This is a genomic window from Deltaproteobacteria bacterium HGW-Deltaproteobacteria-18 (assembly GCA_002841885.1).
In the GTDB taxonomy this organism is placed as follows: domain Bacteria; phylum Desulfobacterota; class Desulfovibrionia; order Desulfovibrionales; family Desulfomicrobiaceae; genus Desulfomicrobium.
In genome coordinates this window covers 71908-88263 of record PHBE01000019.1, presented here as the reverse complement: position 1 = coordinate 88263, position 16356 = coordinate 71908, and the positions used below count along the sequence as shown (strand labels likewise).

The 16356-nt window shown below is 59.8% G+C and carries 19 protein-coding genes; 6 read left to right on the top strand and 13 right to left on the bottom strand.

The features are described 5' to 3' along the window. Nucleotides 1-112: 112 nt before the first annotated feature. From CVU60_15650 to phnG, 7 genes are read right to left on the bottom strand one after another with little or no spacing between them, the layout of a single operon-like run. Nucleotides 113-1255 (bottom strand): phosphonate metabolism protein PhnM, encoded by a 1143-nt coding sequence (locus CVU60_15650; GenBank protein ID PKN40576.1) that lies wholly within the window; start codon nt 1253-1255, stop codon nt 113-115. Between the two features lie 3 nt (nt 1256-1258). Continuing rightward, nucleotides 1259-1951, bottom strand: a complete 693-nt coding sequence (gene phnL, locus CVU60_15645) for a phosphonate C-P lyase system protein PhnL (protein PKN40575.1) — start codon at nt 1949-1951, stop codon at nt 1259-1261. A 7-nt stretch (nt 1952-1958) separates the two neighbouring features. Then, nucleotides 1959-2732, bottom strand: a complete 774-nt coding sequence (gene phnK / locus CVU60_15640) for a phosphonate C-P lyase system protein PhnK (protein PKN40574.1) — start codon at nt 2730-2732, stop codon at nt 1959-1961. Further along, nucleotides 2732-3586, bottom strand: a complete 855-nt coding sequence (locus CVU60_15635) for a carbon-phosphorus lyase (GenBank protein PKN40573.1) — start codon at nt 3584-3586, stop codon at nt 2732-2734. Before CVU60_15635 ends, phnK begins: the two co-directional genes overlap by 1 nt. Further along, on the bottom strand, nt 3576-4754 hold the full coding sequence (locus CVU60_15630) for a carbon-phosphorus lyase complex subunit PhnI (GenBank protein PKN40572.1): 1179 nt from the start codon (nt 4752-4754) through the stop codon (nt 3576-3578). Before CVU60_15630 ends, CVU60_15635 begins: the two co-directional genes overlap by 11 nt. Next, nucleotides 4745-5350, bottom strand: a complete 606-nt coding sequence (locus CVU60_15625; GenBank protein PKN40571.1) for a phosphonate C-P lyase system protein PhnH — start codon at nt 5348-5350, stop codon at nt 4745-4747. The genes CVU60_15630 and CVU60_15625 overlap by 10 nt, the downstream gene beginning before the upstream one ends. After that, on the bottom strand, nt 5350-5799 hold the full coding sequence (phnG, locus tag CVU60_15620; GenBank protein PKN40570.1) for a phosphonate C-P lyase system protein PhnG: 450 nt from the start codon (nt 5797-5799) through the stop codon (nt 5350-5352). Before phnG ends, CVU60_15625 begins: the two co-directional genes overlap by 1 nt. A 102-nt stretch (nt 5800-5901) precedes the next feature. On the opposite strand from phnG, the gene phnF reads away from it, so the two are divergent. Both phnF and CVU60_15610 read left to right on the top strand, forming a co-directional pair. Beyond that, complete coding sequence (gene phnF, locus CVU60_15615; protein ID PKN40569.1) at nt 5902-6624, top strand: phosphonate metabolism transcriptional regulator PhnF; 723 nt, start codon at nt 5902-5904, stop codon at nt 6622-6624. 350 nt (nt 6625-6974) lie between these two features. Continuing rightward, nucleotides 6975-7841, top strand: a complete 867-nt coding sequence (locus CVU60_15610; protein ID PKN40568.1) for a hypothetical protein — start codon at nt 6975-6977, stop codon at nt 7839-7841. Between the two features lie 95 nt (nt 7842-7936). On the opposite strand, the gene CVU60_15605 is transcribed toward CVU60_15610, so the two are convergent. The 6 genes from CVU60_15605 to CVU60_15580 all read right to left on the bottom strand — a co-directional run bounded on the left by CVU60_15605 (nt 7937) and on the right by CVU60_15580 (nt 13261). Next, a complete protein-coding gene (locus CVU60_15605) occupies nt 7937-8446 on the bottom strand; it encodes a hypothetical protein (protein PKN40567.1) in 510 nt (169 codons plus the stop codon). Between the two features lie 63 nt (nt 8447-8509). Further along, nucleotides 8510-10192: an energy-dependent translational throttle protein EttA gene (locus tag CVU60_15600; protein PKN40582.1), complete on the bottom strand. Its 1683-nt coding sequence runs from the start codon at nt 10190-10192 to the stop codon at nt 8510-8512. A gap of 127 nt (nt 10193-10319) precedes the next feature. Then, nucleotides 10320-10988 (bottom strand): amino acid ABC transporter permease, encoded by a 669-nt coding sequence (locus CVU60_15595; GenBank protein ID PKN40566.1) that lies wholly within the window; start codon nt 10986-10988, stop codon nt 10320-10322. Beyond that, nucleotides 10985-11758, bottom strand: a complete 774-nt coding sequence (locus tag CVU60_15590) for an ABC transporter (protein ID PKN40565.1) — start codon at nt 11756-11758, stop codon at nt 10985-10987. The genes CVU60_15595 and CVU60_15590 overlap by 4 nt, the downstream gene beginning before the upstream one ends. Then, nucleotides 11758-12426, bottom strand: coding sequence for an amino acid ABC transporter permease (locus CVU60_15585; protein PKN40564.1), 669 nt, complete (start codon nt 12424-12426; stop codon nt 11758-11760). The genes CVU60_15590 and CVU60_15585 overlap by 1 nt, the downstream gene beginning before the upstream one ends. Nucleotides 12427-12517: 91 nt before the next feature. Then, the gene (locus tag CVU60_15580) at nt 12518-13261 is read right to left on the bottom strand and encodes an amino acid ABC transporter substrate-binding protein (protein ID PKN40563.1); all 744 of its coding nucleotides are present in this window, start codon (nt 13259-13261) and stop codon (nt 12518-12520) included. 209 nt (nt 13262-13470) lie between these two features. On the opposite strand from CVU60_15580, the gene CVU60_15575 reads away from it, so the two are divergent. The 4 genes from CVU60_15575 to CVU60_15560 all read left to right on the top strand — a co-directional run bounded on the left by CVU60_15575 (nt 13471) and on the right by CVU60_15560 (nt 16230). After that, on the top strand, nt 13471-14370 hold the full coding sequence (locus CVU60_15575) for an EamA family transporter (GenBank protein ID PKN40581.1): 900 nt from the start codon (nt 13471-13473) through the stop codon (nt 14368-14370). 352 nt (nt 14371-14722) lie between these two features. Beyond that, the gene (locus CVU60_15570) at nt 14723-14980 is read left to right on the top strand and encodes an RNA-binding protein (GenBank protein ID PKN40562.1); all 258 of its coding nucleotides are present in this window, start codon (nt 14723-14725) and stop codon (nt 14978-14980) included. 155 nt (nt 14981-15135) lie between these two features. Further along, nucleotides 15136-15858, top strand: a complete 723-nt coding sequence (locus CVU60_15565; protein ID PKN40561.1) for a hypothetical protein — start codon at nt 15136-15138, stop codon at nt 15856-15858. 3 nt (nt 15859-15861) lie between these two features. After that, nucleotides 15862-16230 (top strand): cupin domain-containing protein, encoded by a 369-nt coding sequence (locus CVU60_15560; GenBank protein ID PKN40560.1) that lies wholly within the window; start codon nt 15862-15864, stop codon nt 16228-16230. Nucleotides 16231-16356 lie beyond the last annotated feature (126 nt).

Here is a 16356-nt window from a genome sequence, read left to right as displayed (position 1 = left end):
TGGCCGCACGGGCCTTTCACCTAGGGAGGGCAGGCACGGGGGCCTGCCCCTACATAAATCGCATCGGAATCAACCATCAGGTCAACGACACAATTCGTACATGAATCACCGTTTAATACACCCGTTCCCCATCCCGCCAAACCCGCCGCACCACGGGCAGGTCGCGGTCGATGTGGACGCGAACCAGATCGGCCTTGAGGCCGGGTTCGATGCGGCCGCGGTCTGACAGGCCCAGGGCGCGGGCCGGGTTTGCCGTGATCAGGGCCATGGATTCATGCAGGGGCAGGCCCACTTCGGTGTGCAGAATCCAGGCGGCGTGCAGCAGGCTCGCCGGGACATAATCAGAGGACAATCCGCCGAGCAGACCGGCGGAGGCTACCTCGCGCACGGACACGTTGCCCGAATGGGAGCCGTTCCGGACCACGTTGGGCGAACCCATGAGCGTCATGAGCCCCAGCTCGCAGGCACGACGCGCGGCGTCCATGGTGGTCGGGAACTCGCTGATGACGATGCCCTGGCCGTGAGCCCAGTCCACGTGTTCGGCGGTGGCGTCGTCATGGCTGGCCACGGGCACGCGGCGAGTCCGGCACCAGCTTAAAATATCCTCGGCGTGGGCTCCGGCGAAGCGGGCCTGCGCGTCCTGCATGCGGGCCATTTCAGCCTTGAATTCCTGGTCCGACCACTGCCGGTCCTTGCTGTAATAGGTGCGATAGGCATCGATGTCGACAAACTGCCGCTGCCCGGGGGTGTGATCCATGAGGGAGACCAGATGAACGTCATCCATGTCCCGAAACGGTTCAAAGAGGCGCGGCATTTCGGGATCGGAGATTTCGCAGCGCACGTGCAGATAGTGATCGACCCGCAGGTGTCCCGTGGGCCGTAGCTCTTTCAGGGCGTTCAGGGTCAGGTCGAGCATGGTTCGACGGTCGCTCTTTTCGTAGTATTGCCCGCAGGACAAGGCGTCGAGAACGGTGGTTATGCCGGCGGAGACAAGCTGCGCGTCATGAGCCAGGAGCGCGGCCCGGGCCGAGGGCCAGAGCACGCCGGGCCGGGGCACGAGCAGCTTTTCGAGATTGTCGGTGTGCAGCTCGACCAACCCGGGGATGAGCAGGTCCCCTGCAAGATCGATGGCCTCCGGGCTTAAGGTCGTGCCCGGCGAAATGTCCCGGATCAGTCCGTCACGCACGGACAGGCAGCCCTGGATGACTTCCGTGGGCAGGACGATGCGGGCGTTGGCAAGAATCAGCTCATGCATGTGTTACTCCGGTCTGTTAAGAAGCAGGCAGCGGTCCGCGACCCGCTCGCGCACGTCGTCGTCGTGAAAAATACCTACAATGGCCGCACCACGCGCCTTGGCTTCGAGGATCATGTCCACGACGGTGTTGCGATTCTCACCGTCGAGGGAGGCCGTGGGTTCATCGAGGAGCAGGATGGGGTAGTCGCGGATGAAGCCCCGCGCGATGTTGACGCGCTGCTGCTCGCCTCCCGAGAAGGTGGCCGGAGCCAGGGACCACAGGCGCTTCGGAATGTTCAGCCGGGCCAGAAGATCCCCGGCCCGGGCTCTGGCCTCCAGGAGGTCCACGCCCATGGCGGTGAGCCGCTCGGCCACCAGATCGAGGGATGAAACGCGGGGGATGACGCGCAGGAACTGGCTGACATAGCCGAGGCTGCGGCGGCGCACGTCGAGGATGGTGCGGGGCAGGGCGGAGGTCATGTCGATGCCGTCGCCGTCGTGGCTAATGACGACGCTGCCTGAGCTTGGCCGGTAGTTGGCGTAAATGGAACGCAAAAGGCTCGACTTGCCCGCGCCGGAAGGGCCGTGCAGGGCGATGCACTCCCCCGCCGCTACATCGAGATCGACGCCGTCGAAGGCACGGATGCACGTGCCGCCCTGGGTGTGCAGGACAAAGGTCTTGGCCAGGGAACGAATGGAGATCATGGGTATGTTCATGGGCACCTCAGGCCTGCAGGATGGAGGAAACCAGAAGTTGGGTGTAGGGGTGACACGGATCGTCGAGGACCTGATCGGACAGCCCCGTCTCCACCACCTCGCCACCGCGCATGACCATCATGCGATGGGCCAGGATGCGGGCCACGGCCAGGTCATGAGTGACCAGCACCACGGCCAGGCCCAAGGACGAGACCAGATGGCGCAGCAGGTCCAGGAGCCGGGCCTGGACCGAGACGTCGAGGCCGCTGGTGGGTTCGTCCATGAAGACCAGACGCGGGCCCGTGACCAGGTTGCGGGCGATCTGCAGGCGTTGCTGCATGCCGCCGGAAAAGGCCGAGGGGTGTTCGTCGATGCGCTCCGGGTCCAGCTCGACCCGCTCCATCCAGTCAAAGCCGGCGCCGCGAATCCGGCCATAATAACGCTGTCCGAGCGCCATGAGACGTTCGCCGATGTTCCCTCCGGCGCTGACCCGCATGCGCAGCCCGTCGCGCGGGTTCTGGTGCACCACGCCAAGGTCGGTGCGCTGCAGGCGGCGGCGGTCGGCTTCGCCAAGTTCAGCCAGGGACAGCCAGGCCCCGTCGCGGTCCCGGTAAGACACCTCGCCGGCCGTGGGCATCAGCCGCCCGGACAAAAGACTCAAAAGCGTGGACTTGCCCGACCCGGACTCGCCGACAATGGCCAGCACTTCGCCCGGCCAGAGCGTGAAATTCACATCGCGGCAGCCGACGCGGGTTCCGTAGTAGCGGGTCAGGCCGGTGACACGCAGCAGTTCGTTCTCCATCAGTTGCCCTCCCGCTCTTGCACGCGCCTGGCGCAAAAATCCGAATCGGAGCAGACGAACATGCGCCCGCCCTGGTCGTCGGTGATGATCTCGTCGAGAAAACTGCTGCCGCAGCCGCAGATGGCGCAGGCCTCGTCCCATTTCTGGATTTCGAAGGGGTGATCCTCGAAGTCCAGACTCTTGACCCTGGTATGGGGCGGAATGGCATAGATGCGTTTTTCGCGACCCGCACCGAAAAGTTGCAGGGCCGGCGAGTCGTCCATCTTGGGGTTGTCGAATTTTGGAATGGGAGACGGACACATGATGTAGCGGTCCTCGACCTTGACGGGATAGTTGTAACTGGTTGCGATGCGGCCGTGCTCGGCGATATCCTCGTAGAGCTTGACGTGCATGACCCCGTATTCCTCCAGGGCGTGCATGGTCCGGGTCTCGGACTCGCTCGGTTCCATGAAGCGAAGGGGTTCGGGGATGGGCACCTGATAGACGAGGATCTGCCCTACGCGCAGCGGGGCTTCGGGGATGCGGTGGCGGGTCTGGATAACCGTGGCATCCTCGGTGGTCGTGGTCGTTTTCACCTGCGCCGTTCTGGCAAAAAAGGAGCGGATGGAGACGGCGTTGGTCGTGTCGTCGGCCCCCTGGTCGATGACCTTGAGCACGTCGTCCGGCCCGATGATGCTGGCCGTGATCTGGATGCCGCCCGTGCCCCAGCCGTAGGGCAGGGGCATCTCACGGCTGCCGAAAGGGACCTGATAGCCGGGAATGGCCACGGCCTTCAGGATGGCCCGGCGGATCATGCCCTTGGTCTGCTCGTCCAGATAGGCGTAGTTGTAACCGGGCATGGATTCAGCGGTCATGGCCTTCCTCCTTGTCGTTTGCGGCGTCCTGTCTGAGCTGGCGCACCAGGGCCAGCTCGGATTGAAAATCGACGTAATGGGGGAGCTTGAGGTGCTGGACAAAACCCGAGGCCTCGACGTTGTCGCTGTGGTACAGGACAAATTCCTCGTCCTGGGCCGGGCCGCGCACCTGCTCCCCAAGCTCTCCGGCGCGCAGCGATCTGTCGACCAGGGCCATGCTCATGGCCTTGCGCTCGCCCTGCCCGAAGGTCAGGCCATAGCCGCGAGTGAATCGCGCGTCGCCTGAACCGATGAACTGGTTCACCGTCTCGCATTCGGTCAGGGTCATCTCGCCGATGGTCACGGCGAAGCCGAGCTCCTCGGGCACAAACTCGACCTCCACCTCACCCATGCGGATCTCTCCAACAAAGGGATGGGAGTTGCCGAAGCCGCGCTGGGTCGAATAGCCCATGGCCAGAAGAAAGCCCTCGTCGGCCCGGGCCAGGTTCTGCAGGCGCATGGAGCGCCCGGCAGGCAGGGTCAGGGGCTCGCGGGTCAGATCGTCCGGTTCCGGATCGTCGCCCCTGCCTTCGGATTCGATGATGCCTTCGCGGCCCAGCACTTCGAGCACCCTCGGCATGGCATCAGGCGTTGCCCCGGATACTCCAGTGGAAGTTTCGGAAGACTTCGATGCGGGCAAAGCTTCAGACATCGCTTCGGCCGCTCCTTCAGGAATCTTGCCGGATGTCGGTTCGGGTTCTCGGCCGTTTTCCCCCAAGCGGATTCCGGCCAATGTCCAATCGAGCAGACGGTGCGTGTAGTCAAAAGTCGGCCCCAGCACCTGTCCGCCCGGAATATCCTTGAATGTTGCAGAGATGCGGCGGCGGATGTACATTTTTGAGGTATCCACCGGCTGGGTGTATCCGAAGCGCGGCAAGGTTGTGCGATAGGCGCGCAGCAGAAAAATGGCCTCCATCAGGTCCCCCCGCGCCTGCTTGACAGCCAGGGCCGCAAGGTCCGGGTCATAAAGGGACCCTTCACTCATGACCCGGTCCACGGACAGGGACAATTGCTGGCGAATCTGATCCAGGGACAGCTCCGGGACGGAATCCTCGCCCCGACGCTCCCGGTCCAGCAGCCTGTGCGCCTCGGTGATGGCTTTTTCGCCGCCCTTGACAGCTACATACATGGTCCGGCCTCCATTTTAAGAGTTCTCGGCAAGCCCACGACCTCATTCTTGCCGACCAGGATCAGATCGATGCCCCGCGGAAAAAGTCGATTGTTGTCGCTCCACATCCGGATGAACCCCGAGGGAAGCCAGGAAAGGGGTATGCGCCCCTCCCCGTCCACGCCGGGCCCGCTTATCCGCACTGTACCCCCGGAGTCGCCGGAGAGATCCGAGGCCAGCAGCACGGTGGTCGATTTTTCGGGATATTCGGCGCTGCCGAGGGAAAATTCCTCAAAAGGGGGCATGAGTCCGTGCCGGGTGACCACGGCGAAGGAGGCTCTTGCCAGAGCGTCGGTCAGGGGACATCCGCAATGAAAGCGCAGGAAACGCAAGGCGTCCTCCGTGTTGCATGCGGCGTCCAGCCAGACCTGGGTGTCCATGTCGCACAGGGTCAGGACCACCGAGGTCATGCTGGCGCTCCAGCCTTCGGGACCGGCGGCCTTGACCGAGAGCGGCACAACGGTGCCCGGCCGGGACATGGCTTCGAGAATGACGCGGAACGTGCCCTGGCTTTCAAATACAGGATGGGCGAAACCTGCGGGGATGGATTGCAGCATCACTCCTCCCCCCGCACCAGGGTAAAGAAATCCACCCTGCTCGGAAGCACTTCATCGTGACGCCTGATCAGGTGCTCCCGCCGCTTGCGCAGCAGCGGCTCGATCAGTTCCAGGCGCAGCTCTTCGCGTCGCTCAGGGAGTTGCATGAGGGCATCAAAGACAGCCGCGAGGCAGGCGTGACCCGGTTTCATCCCGCCGATGAAGGCGTGACCCATGACGCCGCCTGCAAGACCCACGCTGCAACGGGTCACGGTCATTTCACCCAAATTGAAACGTTCCCCCACATTTCCCGATCGTGCCCTGATCATGACCAATCCGGTTTCGGGTCCTCGCACGACCTGGTAATCGGGCCGCTCGGCCATGCTGTCCCAGGCGTCCCTCAGCCGCCCCTCATCGGCCAAGGCCAGTGCGGCCATCCATTCCTGCCGCTGTGTCTGCTTTGTTGACATCAAAGAAACTCCACAATATGAAAATTTGTATAGACATCTATTTCTTTCGACTGAGATTCAACTCTCAGCATTCTGTGACAATTTGCATTCAAGGAGACGACGATGGAGTTACAGCGCAGAAGCGGAGTGGCCCTGTGGAAGCAGATTCAGGATTGGCTGGAATTCAGGATCAAGGAGGGGGAGATGCCGCCCGGCAGCAAACTGCCCACGGAGCAGGAGCTTGCCGACCGATTCAAGGTCAATCGCCACACGGTACGGCGCGCGCTGACCCTTTTGGCGGAAAAGGATCTCATCCGCACGGAACAAGGCAGCGGCAGTTTCGTGCGTGAACAGATCATCGACTACGCAGTCGGCGTCCGCACCCGCTTTCACGAGAACCTGCTGCGCCAGGAACGAAAGCCGCGCGGAGAACTCATCTCCTCAGGCGTCATCCCGGCCACGACCGAAGTGGCCAGAGCCCTGGATTTGGACAAGGGTGAACCGGTCATCGTGCTTGAGACTCTCGGCGAAGCGGACTCGGTGCGAATCTGTCTGGCCAGCGCCCACTTTCCTCAGAACCGGTTTCCGGGACTCGACGAACATTTCCGCGCCACCGGCTCCGTGACCCTGGCGCTGCGCCAGTACGGGGTCATGGATTACCGCCGAAAAAGCACGCTCATCTCGAGTCGCCTGCCCACAGCGCGTGAAGCACGCATCCTGCGACAGGCAAAAACTCGCCCGGTGCTCGTGACGGAGAGCATCAACGTCGATCCCCGAAACTGGCCCATTGAATTCTGCGAAACACGATTCGCCTCGGAGCGGGTTCAATTCACCATCGAAACCTGACCAAACCCTTTTATGTTTTCAATCAGGCTAGCAGCGTAGAATTATTAATTGGGCACAAAGTCTTACACTTTGTAATACGAAGATTGCACAGTTTCATACAAGGCCGAGACAGGAATTATGCATCCGTATTACAGTTAAAAAAATTTTTTGTGAATATCCTCACAAAACAATACTCGTCGAAACTAAAACCTCTAAAAATGTAAGACAACGCATATTTCGCAGAAATTCTTGATTAGCATGCAGACAGGTTGTATAGATTAGTCGTTTTGTTTCCTGCTTACGACTTTCAATTTACAATTATGCCTTTCAAGACCGCCTTGCATGAATCGAGAGGTTTCGAAATGAAATATATGCTGATCACCTGCACCATTTTTTGCGCCTTCCTTTCCGGTTGCGCAACCAACACCGTGCAACGCAACGCCCTCGAAAATTTCGGTCTGGCCACGGAGAGAGTCGGACGCATGAGTGAATCCGAATTCCTTTCCATGCGTGGCGAAGTCATCGAAATGAACTCGCTGCTCGTGATTCTCGACAACTCGAAAGGTGCCGGCAACCGGGACTACGACGAACCGATCCTGGTCGAAACGACAGCCATGCGCGTAGCCGCCAGCAAGTCACTGCGCATGTACGGCGACCTGCTCATACGCCTTGCCGCGGACGATCGCACCGAGATGGTACGCAGGTCCGCACGCGTTTTTCTGGACAACATCACCGAAACACTGGGGCCGGAATTGACTCTCGCCCAGGAGGAAGCGGTGAATAACGTGGCCGTGGGTCTTGATGCCCGCTGGACTCCGAGCAGGAAGTCCGAAACCATTCAGGGCATCGTTCTGGCATTCGCCGATGCCGTTTCCTTGCTTGCGGACAGGCTTTTGGCCGATTTCGCCCTGGACGAATCAACTGACAGCCTTTTGAAGGCATACGCGGACACGGCCAAGGAACTTGAAATCATTTCTTCGGCCATCATCGATGCCAAAGACAGGCATCCGCTCGAGAAGCGCGACAAGGCAGTCAAGGCGTTCGTGCTGGCACAGGAATCTCTGGCCCGCGCCGAAGTCATCGGCGCACGGATTCACGAGGCCATGGCCACATTGCAAAAAGCCAATGCCCATGTCGCCTCAGCGGTTCGGGACAACAGTTACGATCTGCGGGAAATCAGGGAATACGGAAAACAGATCCAGAAGATAAGCACGATGCAGCAGGTTCTTTCCCGCTGACAAAAGATGCGTACACGCCTTTTCGAAGCGCCCCATGCGGGCGCTTTTTTGTTGAAAAAAAAGGCAGCCCGAAAGCTGCCTGAATCTCGACGGGATCAGTTCTTGGGGCAGGATGGGAGAGGGATGAGGCGGCTGACCCGTTCGCGGTAGGCCTGATAGGTTTCGCCGAACTGATCTTCAAGTTCGACCTCTTCGGCCTCAACGTTTTTGAAAAAAAGGAACGCCGCCACGACAATACCCAAAATCCCCAAATTGGTATTCAGGATAAGACAAAGCCCCGGCATGATGCCAAGCATGTTCGCGGCAAGGATCGGGTTGCGACTCCAGGCGAAGGGACCGGACTCGACCAGCATGAAACCTTCACCTTTCCTGAGTTCGCGCACTGCCACCGCCAGAGCGACCACACCACCGACAAGCCACAGGATTCCGATCACCGACCCGAGCAGAAACCAGTCCGTGCCGAGGAGCAGGTTCTCGAGAATGCTGCCGGCCACGATGATGCCATAAGCAGGCACAAGTACTTTGCAGGCAAGACCTTTTGTATTCATCATGTTCTCCTCAAGGACAAAATTGAGTATGCCATCACTTAATTTCGTAAGTACCATTAAGGACCTCGATTGAAAAGAACCCGGCCCGGATTATTCCGGACCGGCCTCTTTTCATTGGACCTAGCGGGTCAACTGGCGGTAGCGGATACGGCGCGGCACCGTCAGGGTGTTTCCTGTTCGCCGCTTCAAATCCTTCTCGTATTCCGAATAGTTGCCCTCGAACCAGACCACTTGGCTGTCGCCCTCGAAGGCCAGGATGTGGGTCGCGATGCGGTCCAGAAACCAGCGGTCATGGGAGATGACCACGGCGCATCCGGCGAAATTTTCCAGGGCCTCTTCCAGGGCGCGCATGGTGTTCACGTCCAGGTCGTTGGTCGGCTCGTCAAGAAGCAGCACGTTGGCCTCTTTTTTGAGCATCAGCGCCAGATGCAGGCGGTTTCGTTCACCGCCGGAGAGCATGCCCACGGTCTTCTGCTGATCCGGTCCGGCAAAGTTGAATTTGCTGACGTAAGCGCGAGAATTGATTTCCCGCCCGCCAAGATTGATCGTGTCGTAGCCGCCGGAGACCATCTCCCAGACAGATTTCTTGGGATCAAGCACACTGCGGTCCTGGTCCACATGAGCCAGCTTCACGGTCTGACCAAGACGGATCTCTCCGCCATCGGGCTGTTCCTGACCTGTGATCATGCGGAAAAGAGTGGTCTTGCCCGCACCGTTGGGTCCGATCACTCCGACGATGCCGCCCGGAGGCAGGGCAAAATTCATGTCCTCGATGAGCAGCTTGTCCTCGTAGGCCTTCTTCACGTGGCTGGCTTCGATGACCACATCCCCGAGACGGGGACCGGAAGGGATGAACAGCTCCAGGGTCTTGACCTTGTCCTTCGTCTCCTGGTTGAGCAGGTTCTCGTAGGACGAGATCCTGGCCTTGGCCTTGGCGTGACGTCCCTTGGGCGACATGTTGATCCATTCCAGCTCGTGCTTCAGGGTACGCTGACGCGCGCTTTCCTCCTTTTCCTCCTGGGCCAGTCGATTCTGCTTCTGCTCCAGCCAGGAAGAATAGTTGCCCTTCCACGGGATGCCAACGCCCCGATCCAATTCCAGAATCCAGCCTGCGACATTGTCCAGAAAATAGCGGTCATGGGTCACGGCGATGATGGTGCCCTGGTACTGCTGCAGATGATGCTCAAGCCACGCAATGGTCTCGGCGTCGAGATGGTTGGTGGGTTCGTCCAGGAGCAGGATGTCGGGCTTCTGCAGGAGCAGGCGGCACAGGGCCACGCGGCGCTTCTCGCCACCGGACAGGACACCGATCTTGGTTTCGGGTTCGGGGCAGCGCAGGGCTTCCATGGCCATCTCAAGACGGGAATCGAGCTCCCAGGCATCCTGGGCGTCGAGCTTCTCCTGCACGTCGCCCTGACGGGCGATAAGCGCGTCCATCTCGTCGTCGCTCATGGGTTCGGCGAACTTGGCGTTAATCTCCTCAAACTCCTGCATGAGGTCGACGGTTTCCTGCACGGCCTCCTGCACGATCTCGCGCACGGTCCGCTCGGGATCGAGCTGCGGCTCCTGCTCCAGGTAGCCGACGGAATAGCCGGGTGAGATGACGATGTTGCCGTTGTACTCCTTGTCCACTCCGGCCATGATCTTGAGAAGCGAGCTCTTGCCGGAGCCGTTCAGTCCGAGCACGCCGATCTTGGCGCCGTAAAAAAAGGACAGGGAAATATCCTTGATGACCGGCTTCTTGTCGTAAAACCGGGACACCTTCATCATGGAATAAATAATCTTATTTGGTTCGTCGCTCATGAAAATACCCTCGGAATGTAAATTGATTGCATAAATGTTCACAGGTCCGCCCATGACGGACGAACCGGGAATGAGAGCGGCCGACAAAAGGCCGGCCGCATGAAATATACCCTGGATTCAGGATACGCTAATGGCCGAAGCCGGGAATTTCCAGTCTCTTTTCCAGCCTGCGCAGACCGTAGGAAGCCACGCTGACCAAGACGAGGTAATAGACGCCAACGACCATGAACACCTCGCTGAAGCGAAAACTCTCGCTGGCCACGATCTTGGCCTGACCGGTCAGTTCGAAGCAGGTGATGACGTAGGCCAGGGACGAATACTTGATCAGGTACACGATCTCGTTCCCGCAACCCGGCAGCGCCCGGCGAAAGGCCTGGGGGATGATGATCCAGATCAGGGTCGTGAAAGTCGAAAACCCGAGAGCCTGGGCCGCGAGCACCTGGCCGCGCTTGATGGAGAGCAGCCCGCCTCGGATGTACTCTGAATGGTAGGCCGCGCTGCACAGCGTGAATCCGAGCACGGCCGCCGTGTAGGGCCCAAAATAGATACCCACGTTCGGCAGGCCGAAATAGAGGATAAAAAGTTGGATCACCAATGGCGTACCCCGGAAAAGCGCGGCGTAGCCATTGGCCAGAGGCCGCACTATACTGCCGCCAAAGGCCCGGCAGGCACCGACGATCACTCCGAAAAAGATGCCCAGCAGGGCCGAGGGCACGATCAGCTGCACGCTCACGAACACGCCCTTGTTCAGGGCCGGCACCAGTCGCTCCAGCAGGAAGACGAACTCTTCGTTCATGCGCCGGCACCCTCGACATCGAGAATCTGGGAGCAGAAATCAAGGGTGCGGGTACCGGACCCTTCGGCCAGAAGCTCCTTGGGACTGCCCTGCTCAATAATCCGCCCCTCCTGCATGAAAAGCACCTCGTCGGCCAGGGATCGGGTGAAACCCATCTGGTGCGTAGCCATGACCATGGTCATGCCGTTCTGGGCCAGCCCGCGGATGACGGTCAGCACCTCGCTGACCAGTTCCGGATCAAGGGCCGAGGTCGGCTCGTCCAGCAGCATGACCTTGGGGTCCATGGCCAGGGCGCGGGCGATGGAGACGCGCTGCTTCTGGCCGCCGGAAAGTTCCGCCGGGTAAAGGTGGCCCTTGTCGCCAAGGCCCACGCGCTCCAGTTCCGCCATGGCGCGGTCCCTGGCCTTCGCACGGCTCATTCCCTTGACCTTGCGCAGGGCGATGCTGACATTGTCCGACGCGGTCAGGTGATCGAAGAGATTGAAGTCCTGGAAAATCATGCCCACCTGCTGACGGAATTCGCACAGCTCACGCGGCTTGTGCGGATCAACGCGCCTGCCGTCCAGCTCGATTTCTCCACGGTCGGGCACGATGAGATAATTCATGCATTGCAGGAGCGTGCTCTTGCCTCCCCCGGAAGGACCGATGAGCACCTTCATTTCTCCTTCGTAGAGATTAAGGCTCACGGATTTGAGAATCTCGCGCCCGCCCAGCACCTTTGATATGCCCTGCACCCGCATGAGCAGGTTTCTTGTTTTCTTATTCGACATTAATGCACATAACCCTTTATTCTGACACGTTTTTCAAGGGCGCGCAGTGCAATGACCCCGGCCCAGGTCAACAAAAAATAAAGCACTGCCGCGCTGACGTACATGGGCAGGTGCTGGTAGGTCCGCGAAGCCACGAAATGCGTCCGCGCCATGATCTCGCTCGCCCCGAGCACAAAGGCCAGGGCCGAGTCCTTCAATATGATGGAGTACTCGTTGGACCAGCCGGGGATGGACAGGCGCAGGGCCTGGGGCAGGATGATAGAGCGGATGGCCAGACCGTCGGACATGCCAAGCGCACGGGCCGCCTTGAGCTGCCCCTTGGACAGGGACAGGATGGAGCCGCGAAAAATTTGGGACTGATAGGCTCCGCTGGTCATGCCGAGCACAATGGTGGCCGCCGCCACTGCGTTCAGGTTGAGGCCCACGAGGTTGAAAAGCCCGAAGTAGAAGAGAAAAAGCAGCACCAGAATCGGCACGCCGCGAAAAAACCAGACATAAAGGCCGCACAACGTCCGCACCGCCCATGGACCGTAAACCTGGCCCACGGCCAGGGGCACGCCGATGAAAAGGCCCAAAAACATTGCGCCGACCACTGCGATCACAGTGACGGCCGCGCCCTGCAGCACATAGGGCATGGCGTCCAGGAGGACGGTGACGGTTTCATTCATGATCAGGGCTGAATCCTTGGCGTGGCCTGGCAAAAAAACGGGAAGGCCGGAGCATTGCCAGGCCTTCCCGAGGTTTCAAAAAACGGTCGGACTACTTGTTCAGGTGCTTGGCGATGAGCTCTTCCCAGTAGGGGTCGGCCTTGAGCATCTCGAAGCCCTTGTTCAGAGTGTCGAGCAGTTCCTTGTCTTCCTTGCGCACGGCCGCGCCAAAGGGCTCGACTTCACCGAAGATGCCGATGATCTGCACGGGCCTCTTCTGCTCGGCGTCACGGGCCGGGGGATAGTTCATGGCAGCGGCGTCGATGCGGCCGTTGACTAGGTCTTCGATGGCCATGGGCGCGGAATCATACAGTTTGATGGTGAACTTCCAGCCCTGCTTCTCCTTCTCGTCGGCCATCCACTTGGCCTCGGAGGTGCCAGCCTGCATGCCCACGGTCACTTCCTGACCGTAGAGTTCCTCGACCTTGAGCGCGGAATCCTTCTTGGTCACGAACACGTTCTTCACTTCCCAGTAGGGGGCGGTGAAGTTGACCTTCTCGGCGCGCTCGGCGGTGATGGTCATGCCGGAGCAGATGAAGTCGATCTTCTTGGCCAGCAGGTTGGGAATGATGCCATCCCAGTCAACGGGCACGTGCTTGACCTTGAAGCCCATCTTGGCTGCAATCCAGTCCACCGCGTCGACGTCGAAGCCACTGGGCTTGCCGCTCTGATCCACATAGGCGAACGGAGGATAGTTGGCGTCGATGCCGTTCAACAGGACTTTTTCCTCGGCCAGGGCCGGACCGGCGGCCAAGCACACAAGACAGGCGATCACAAAAGCAGCGCGTTTCAGCATGTTTTTCATCCTCATGAAAACGTTTGACAAAAAATCAGGTTCCCCCACAAGTAGCCATGAACCATCAAGGCCAACCTGTTTTTTCAAGTGGGCCCAAACCAGTTCATTTCACGGCACAACACTTCCAAATGCCGAATGATTTGCAGCATTGTGACACGTATACACCGGTATATTCATTTTTCAAAAACCGCAACACATCCCCGGCCGCCATGGAAATGCAGAAGAACCAAAAGAAAGCGTATATTTGCGGACTTGCAGCCGTCTGCCTGTGGTCTACCGTGGCCACCGCCTTCAAGCTGTCCCTGCGCCACCTCGGCCCGGAACCGCTGCTTTTCTACGCCAGCCTGACCTCGGTGCTGGTCCTGCTCCTGATCCTGGCCATCCAAGGCAGAATGGGGGAATTGTCGAGACTGACATTCAAGGAGGCCCGCTTCTCTCTGCTCCTTGGCGGGCTGAACCCCTTCCTCTACTACCTTGTGCTGATCCGCGCCTATGACCTGCTCCGCGCCCAGGAAGCCCAGGCCATCAACTACACCTGGGCCATCACCATGAGCATCCTGTCCATCCCCCTCCTCGGGCAGAGACTGAGAGGCCTGCAGTTCGTGGCCATCGGCCTTGGCTACCTCGGCGCGCTCATCATCTCCACCCGCGGCAATCTACTGGGATTCGAGATGGAGAGCCCCATGGGCTTTGCCCTGGCCATGGGCAGCACGGTTATCTGGGCCCTGTTCTGGATTTTCGGGGTCAAGGACGCCATGGAGCCGATCCTGCGCCTGCTGCTCAACTTCTGCTTCGGCACGGTCTACACCGGAGCATGGGCGCTCCTTTCCGGCATTTCACTGATCCCCAACGGTCCGGGGTTGGCGGGCGCGGTCTATCTGGGCGTCTTCGAGATGGGAGTGACCTTCGTGCTCTGGATGTCCGCCCTGCGTCTGTCCAAAACCACGGCGCAAGTCAGCAACCTGATCTATCTGGCCCCCTTCCTGTCCCTCTTCATCATTCATTTCCTGCTCGGCGAGACCATTCATACGTCCACCCTGGCCGGTCTGGCCTTCATCCTGGCCGGCACCGTGACCCAGAAATTCGCGGACGCGCAAGGCCAGAACTGAAACAATCCGGCAAGGAGTTGCCCGGCTTCCGCTTCTTGCCCATGCGGGAAACCGATCCCGCTCCAGGCAAGGTACTCGACATAGGCGCCCGGAAAGTCCCGGCGCAAAATCATCCCCCCTTGCCGAGCGTAGCCAGAATCTGCCCAAGCCCCTTCCAGCAACATCTTGCGCAAAAATTCCCAAAAAATCATTGACAGCCAAACGTCTCGCCACTAATTAAATTCATTGTTCTGAAGCGTCATGCCATTTCATGGGAAATGACCGTGACGCTGGTGCGGGCCAGCTGGTAGCTGTTTCCAGTCGGAATTTCCGCATTTTTTTTACCTTTTTTTTCGGAGTTATAGTTTAGTCTATGAACATCTATGTTGGAAATCTGTCCTGGTCGACCACCGATGCCGACCTGAAGTCCCTGTTCTCCCAGTACGGCGAAGTCACCTCTGCTCACGTCATCGAAGACCGTGCCACCGGCCGCTCCCGCGGTTTCGGCTTTGTCGAGATGGATGACGAAGGCGCCCGCCAGGCCATCCAGGCAGTGAACGGCACCGATTTTCAGGGCCGCAACCTGAAGGTCAACGAATCTCAGCCCCGTGAGAGCCGCCCCCGCTACTAAGCGGTCTGTTCGATCATGAGGAAGCCCGTCCACGGACGGGCTTTTTTTTGTCCAAAATCCGCAGCCACGGCCGCTTGTAAGCGCATTGACGAGTTGCCCGTGCGCCGCATGGTTGAACCCGACACCCACATCCCCATCTCTTACGGGAGTTATTGATGCGCCCATCTTCCAAGACGATCCTGCTTTCCCTGATCCTGCTCCTGACGATGCTCGCGGCCTGTTCCAAGCCCGCGCCAGGGCCTTCGCAAGCCGCCCCGGCACAGATGAACGCGACGACGGAAACGCCTGATCCCCAAGTGCAGGAAACAATGCCCGCCATTCAGGCCGCGCCGCGAATCGAGGCTGCTCCAACGCGGACCGACGACGGGAAAGAATCCTCTTGCCTTGAGTGCGAGGCCGTCGCCCCGGACCAGGACCGTGCAGGCTGTTTCGAACTGAAGCCCGGAAAAACGAGCAAAAACAAGAACGGCAAGACCGTGACCGGCCGCTGCCAGCCCCAATGCGTTCCCTACGCCCGCTGCCGCAGCGGAATCATGACCTGCCGTCTTGGCGACACGGGTCCCGTGGAATGGTTCGAGTGCGCGCGCAAGAGCAAGGCAACCACTTCCATCCCCAAGGCCGGGTCCATCATGGTCATCGACGTCAACACCCGCCGCAAGATGCCCACCGGTCACCTCGGCTACGTGGAAGAGGTTTGCTCAAATCCGGACGGCACCTGGACCCTGCGCTTCAGTCATACCAACTATGACCGCAAATGCCACCTGGATCTGGACGCGAAGGTTCTTTTCAATCCCAAGTCCATGACCGCCACGTTTTTGACCGGTGCATGGAAAGCCTGGGCCAAGGATCTCAAAATCCGCGGCTTCATCCTGAGGTGAATCATGGAGCCGCGCGTACTCAGACACGCTCCGGGCGATGAATACTATTTCCGCGAAGGATGCTTTATCACGGAACTCTCGAACGGGGAGCACGACCCGGCCGTCTCCATGGCCCGCGCCCGGGTCGAACCGGGACGCACCACGGCCTGGCATGCCCTGAATCAAACCGTCGAACGCTATCTGATCCTTGAAGGCCAGGGCCTTGCCGAAGTCGGCGACCTGCCGCCGCAAGCCGTTGCACCCGGGGACGTGGTCATCATCCCACCCGGAATCCGCCAGCGCATCACCTGCAACGGAAACGCCGACCTCATCTTCCTGGCCGTCTGCACCCCGCGCTTTGACCCGCGTAACTACATTGCCCTTGAAGAATAATGACTCGCTGCCAAAGACCAATGGAGATGATGACGCACCACAGTACCGTGACGGGCGCGGGTTGGGCCGGCCAGGTTGCTTCGACTGTCTGACCGAGCCAGGCATCGTTGGCGGAATCGTTGCCCT